General features: G+C 54.9%; 8 protein-coding genes. All 8 read right to left on the reverse strand.

What is annotated here, in order from left to right:
* Positions 1 to 386: phage head closure protein (locus ACJHYR_RS26860; RefSeq protein ID WP_410233187.1), on the reverse strand; the 386-nt coding region annotated here is incomplete at its 3' end.
* A complete protein-coding gene (locus tag ACJHYR_RS26865) occupies positions 383 to 706 on the reverse strand; it encodes a head-tail connector protein (RefSeq protein WP_000927711.1) in 324 nt (107 codons plus the stop codon). The genes ACJHYR_RS26860 and ACJHYR_RS26865, both read right to left, overlap by 4 nt.
* Positions 707 to 708: 2 nt before the next feature.
* Positions 709 to 909, reverse strand: a complete 201-nt coding sequence (locus ACJHYR_RS26870; RefSeq protein ID WP_000601362.1) for a hypothetical protein — start codon at positions 907 to 909, stop codon at positions 709 to 711.
* A gap of 48 nt (positions 910 to 957) precedes the next feature.
* Entirely contained in the window at positions 958 to 2163 is a 1206-nt protein-coding gene (locus ACJHYR_RS26875; RefSeq protein WP_072837595.1) for a phage major capsid protein, read from the reverse strand.
* A gap of 14 nt (positions 2164 to 2177) precedes the next feature.
* Complete coding sequence (locus ACJHYR_RS26880; RefSeq protein ID WP_001193631.1) at positions 2178 to 2828, reverse strand: HK97 family phage prohead protease; 651 nt, start codon at positions 2826 to 2828, stop codon at positions 2178 to 2180.
* A complete protein-coding gene (locus ACJHYR_RS26885) occupies positions 2806 to 4047 on the reverse strand; it encodes a phage portal protein (protein ID WP_057081020.1) in 1242 nt (413 codons plus the stop codon). Before ACJHYR_RS26885 ends, ACJHYR_RS26880 begins: the two co-directional genes overlap by 23 nt.
* The gene (gene ymfR / locus ACJHYR_RS26890; protein WP_000605604.1) at positions 4047 to 4229 is read right to left on the reverse strand and encodes a protein YmfR; all 183 of its coding nucleotides are present in this window, start codon (positions 4227 to 4229) and stop codon (positions 4047 to 4049) included. Before ymfR ends, ACJHYR_RS26885 begins: the two co-directional genes overlap by 1 nt.
* An 11-nt stretch (positions 4230 to 4240) precedes the next feature.
* A partial coding sequence (locus ACJHYR_RS26895) for a terminase TerL endonuclease subunit (RefSeq protein ID WP_410233188.1) occupies positions 4241 to 4904 on the reverse strand: 664 nt, incomplete at its 5' end.

Raw genomic sequence — 4904 nt, forward strand, 5'->3', positions numbered from 1 at the left:
TTGCTGCCTCCGTGACTCTGCGTAAATTCGCCCAGTTCCGTACACTCCAGCAGCAGAAAGCGCCGCGCCCCGTTCAGATCGCGCTGACGTTTCACCCGGTACACACTGTCACCGCAGACCACCTCATAATCAGCGGTGATCCCCCGGCGGTAGCGAATGGTGATGTAATGGGTGATGGCGTCTCCAGTCTGCGCGGTTTCCTGCCAGGTGGTGGCACTGGTCTGGATAACCTTCGCCCATGTCCGGAACGTAACCGGGTATTGATGCTCCACGCCAAAGTTATCCGCGGGCATATCCACCCGCTGGCGGATCAGGACGCGTTTATTCAGTTCACCGGGGTCCGGCAGAATGTAGGTTGCGCTGGTCTGCGCCTGACGAATTTTCATTGCGGAAAGTACCTGTACGGGCCGACAAGCCAGCCAAAACTCTGCGGCATGTCGAGTTTCTCCACTTCCGTAACCGACGAGCGGTTTTCGTAAAAATGGCTGATAAGCATCAGCATCCCCAGACGAATATCATCCGGCAGGTGCAGCCCGTCCGGATCGCTGTCCGGAATGGTTTCATCCGGTGCATAGAGCTTCCGGTTCAGATACGTTTCCGTCCGCTTTTGCGCCGCACAGGCCAGCAGTTGCAGATGGCGGTCATCAGCATCGAAATCCTCATCCAGCCGGAGTTGGGCTTTAATCTCTTCCATTGTCAGAAGCATACTCAGCCCTCTTTACTGGTCGTGGCTTTTTTCTCTTTTGCCGCTTTACTGCTTTTTGTACTGATTCCGCGCTCTGCTAACCCGGCCTGAAGTGCAATCTCCTGCACCCGGGCAGGAAGCGCCCCGTCGTCATACTCACCGGCCCGAATGACCTCAACACGCATACCGTCCGGTGACCATTTCAGATCTTGTTTCAGGATCATGATTCTTCACCCGTCAGAACAGGGGCGCGGTTCCGCGCCCCTGAGTGATTACGCCGCTGCAATCTTCAGCAGTTTGATGGCCTGCGAATCGACCAGCATCCCGCCGGTGCGCTTGGTGGTATAAAAACCGACAAACGGTTTATTGGTGTACGGGTCACGCAGAATGCGGGTGCCGATACGGTCAACGATGGTGTAACCCCGTTTGAAGTTACCAAATGCAATGGCTTTCGCATCAGCGGCGATATCCGGCATCTGTTCGTTTTCAGCGATACCGTAACCCGCCAGAGAGGACGGCTGCCCCAGTTCCAGCCCAGGACGCCACAGATAGTTACCCTCGGTGTCTTTCAGCAGACGAATGGCAAACAGGCTGTTGTTGTTCATCATGAACTTCGCACCGGTGCGATGTGCCTTACGCAGCGTGTAAATCAGTTTGATAATGGCATCAGCGGTCACCGCAGTCGCTTCACCGGATACAATATGCTGAAGTTTGCCAAACGCCCGGACCTTGTCGGTTTCATCCGTGGATTCATACGCCAGGAACCCTTTCGGCTTCTTGGTGCCATCGCCGGAGGTAAAGGCAATTTCTTCCTGTTCGGCAAATTCGGTTGCCAGCTCGCTGTTGATCCAGGCCTCCACGTTGAAGAAGGCATCGTCCAGCATTTTCTGGGTAGCCTGCGGGTTGCCGTAGATTTCCCCCATGAGAGGTTCAATCAGCTCCAGTCTGGAGGTGGCAGTCTGGGATCGCGTATCCGTTTCCCCCACCCATCCGGAAGCCGTACCGCCCAGATTCACCAGTTTTTTGTAGTCGGAACCGCCAACGGTGATCACCGTGGCTTCCTGACGCATCACCACTTCATCTTTCAGCAGGGTGAGAATGTTGCGATCCAGTTCTTCCGGCACGGCGTAGCCACCGTCTTCATCGGTACCCACCTGCAATGCCTTACGCTCCAGATCGCGCAGACCGTCTTCATGGCCTTTACGCAGGAAGCCCACAAACGCCTCTTTATGCTCGGTGGCCAGTTTATTTTGCGCTCCACCAGCCGGACGTTTCAGCTCAAGCAGCTCTTTTTCAAGGTCGCTTTTGAGATTTTCCAGCTCGCTGAGTTTCCCGTTCAGAGTTTCCACCTGCCCGGCAAGTTTGCCTTTTTCCTGCTCAATCGCATCCACGCGCTTGTCGTTCTTTGCTTTGAAGTCGTCAAACTTCTGCTGCAGCTCCTGCGCGACCTGTTCGACATCTTTAATATCAACCGCCATCGTATTTCTCCTGATTAGAAGTTCAGATTTTTCAGTGCATTCAGTGCAGAGCCCACATCCTCAGCGTCGCGCAGGGACAGTGCGCCATAGCCCCCGGCCATGAATGCTTTGGCCTGGGTACGGGAGAGTCCGACATCACGCAGGACTCTTTCGATTTTTTTCTGTTCGGGGATTTCCCCGCGGGCCAGTGCGTTCTTGACGTCGCTGATCCGCGCCTCGTCGTTAGACGGGAACGTCACCAGGCTGACTTCCCAGAGGTCGATTTCTTTCAGCAGAAAGGCTTCTTTGCTCCGGTCGTATTCCCAGTCTTTCAGGACGTACCCAATAGAAAGGCCGGTTAACGAACCGGCCTTCATGTGTGCATGTGCGCGTTTTGCGAGGGGATCATCATCAATAAGCAACCGTCCCCTGACGTAAAGCCCGACATCGTCTTCCTTCATTTCGGTGTAAACACCGATGGGTTCATCCATGCGGTGCTGCCAGAGCAGCGCAGGTAACGCTTTTCTGTCACTCCACGCCCGCAGGGAAGCAGCAAATGCCCCGGACATCACCACATCATCGTGGCTGTCCTTTACACCAAAGACGGAGCCATACCCTTCAAACTCACCGGAGTCACTGACAGATTTCAGACTCAGCGGTACATCAAGACGTTGTTTCGTCTGCATTGGCGTTATCCTTCTGCTTACCGGCTTTACTGCCATCGGAGGGTTTCGTGGTCATGTTCATCGGTGTGAGATAGACATTCCCACCGGGACGCGGATTCATATCTTCCAGGTCGCGGCAGTCATTGGGAGAGTAAATTCCCCAGTTAATCCCGGTGGCGTAGGCTTCAAAACGGGACTTCATATCCCCGCGCAGTAACGCCCCGGCGTTAAATTTGGCGTAATAAACGCCCTGCTTACTTTTTCGTACCAGTCCGGTGTTGATCCGCTGTTCGATGCGGGTCAGATACGGCACCAGTGAATAGTTGATAAATCCGAGCCCCAGTTCTTCGATATTGTTGAAGGTGGCGCGATCGGTGTTCTGCACCATGTGCAATGGCACCCGGAACAGACGACAGATTTCTTCAAGCTGAAACTTGCGGGTTTCCAGGAACTGGCTGTCCTCTGCGTTCAACGCCATCGACTTCCAGTCCAGCCCCATCTCAAGGATCATCGGGCGGTGAGCATTGCCAAGCCCGGTGTGACGCTCCTCAAAATCTTTCTTCAGGCGCTCATAAGCCTGATCCGACAGCGTCTGCTCTGTACGCAACACACCCGACGTCACCGCGCCATTGCTGAACAGTCTGGCCCCGTGCTCTTCGGTCGCTGCCGCCAGCGATATTGCCTCGCGGGCATAGGCGATGGGATTCAGTCCCACCAGACCGTCCAGCGTCAGCGTGCGCACATGCCAGATATCTTCCTGGCTCAGTACATCCGTGGAGCCGTCCGGAAATGTGACCTGGTAAACCGGTTCCCAGCTACTGTTAAGCTTCGGTACCACACAACCGGGATCGACGGGCAGCAGTTCAGCCACTTCGCCAAATGCTTTCACTTTGTAGGCGTAAAAATTTCCCCGCAGGCACAGACAGGTGACCACCAGCTCCCAGAACTCCTGCGGCGTCATATAGCTATTGGGATGCGTGGAGATCAGTTTATGCAGACGTTCGCCGGTGGCTCTCTGCTTCAGGCTGCCGTTCAGGTGATACAGATTGCAGGGCAACATCCCGACCGACTCTGCCAGCACTCTGACGCAGGAAAAAACCGCCGTCAGTCGCATGGCTCGCTGACTGCTGATCTGCTTTCCGGTATAGGTGTCGTAGGACAACCCGATGGCATCCGCCAGCTCTGCTGACGTGGTCACCGGTGCGTCACTTTTTCGTTGAAATAATCCCGAAAAGAACACTATTTACCTCCACCAACAGACAGCTGTGTACGGTCGAGATATCGCGCCACCAGCCACGACCAGAACAGGCACAACGCCCCGGCAACAACAAACCCCGCCGGGGGATAAATCAGCCAGGCACCATACGCCAGCAAAAGCGCCCCCAGCACGCCCACCAGAGGCGCGAGAATCAGCATGATCATAATTACCTCAGTTAAAGCGAGCGGATCCCATAGGACTCAATGTGGTCAGACAGCGTGTCTTCTTTCTCGTACAGCATGGCTCTGCCAACCGCCATAATCAGCGCAACTGCACCGTCAATTTTGTTTTCCGCCTGCTCTTTGACGGGCTTCACCACATCATCGTTACCCGGAATGGTTTTGCCGACCACGTTGCCGATACACCAGGTCATGATGGGATTGCCATCATGATGAAAGCGCCCCGATTCAATTGCCGCTTCCAGCTCTTTCATCGGGTCGGACATGTTGGTGTAGTTCTGAATGATAGTGATGGGGTTCAGGTCTTCATCAGCAAGGTCATGTGACAACCCGGTCGCCCCGAAGGGGTCGATGGGTGACTCACTGACCGGACTGATTTTGTTCGCCGCTTTGGCCTCCTCGAGGATGTAGCGATAATCCACCTCCGCACCATCGGTAACGGTCAGAACGCCCATTTCCACCCATTTCTGAAAGCGTTCGGCTGTCCGTCGATCTTCATTTTTCTCGACGCTGTACACCGTGTCATACGGTACCCAGAAACGCGGGGCCACACTGTAGTAATGCGTTTTACCGTCAATCTCGCGGGTATAAAGTCGCGCCATGCTGTTCATATCCAGTTTACGCGCCAGGTCAAAGGCCAGAATGCACGGCTGCCCCTCG

Origin of the sequence: Escherichia sp. WS1450 (assembly GCF_046487395.1) — a bacterium.
Classification (GTDB): domain Bacteria; phylum Pseudomonadota; class Gammaproteobacteria; order Enterobacterales; family Enterobacteriaceae; genus Escherichia; species Escherichia coli.

Coding starts and splice junctions, on each gene's coding strand:
- ymfR (WP_000605604.1), bottom strand. CDS start 4,229: ATGATCATGCTGATTCTCGCGCCTCTGGTGGGCGTGCTGGGGGCGCTT.
- ACJHYR_RS26865 (WP_000927711.1), bottom strand. CDS start 706: ATGCTTCTGACAATGGAAGAGATTAAAGCCCAACTCCGGCTGGATGAG.
- ACJHYR_RS26875 (WP_072837595.1), bottom strand. CDS start 2,163: ATGGCGGTTGATATTAAAGATGTCGAACAGGTCGCGCAGGAGCTGCAG.
- ACJHYR_RS26870 (WP_000601362.1), bottom strand. CDS start 909: ATGATCCTGAAACAAGATCTGAAATGGTCACCGGACGGTATGCGTGTT.
- ACJHYR_RS26880 (WP_001193631.1), bottom strand. CDS start 2,828: ATGCAGACGAAACAACGTCTTGATGTACCGCTGAGTCTGAAATCTGTC.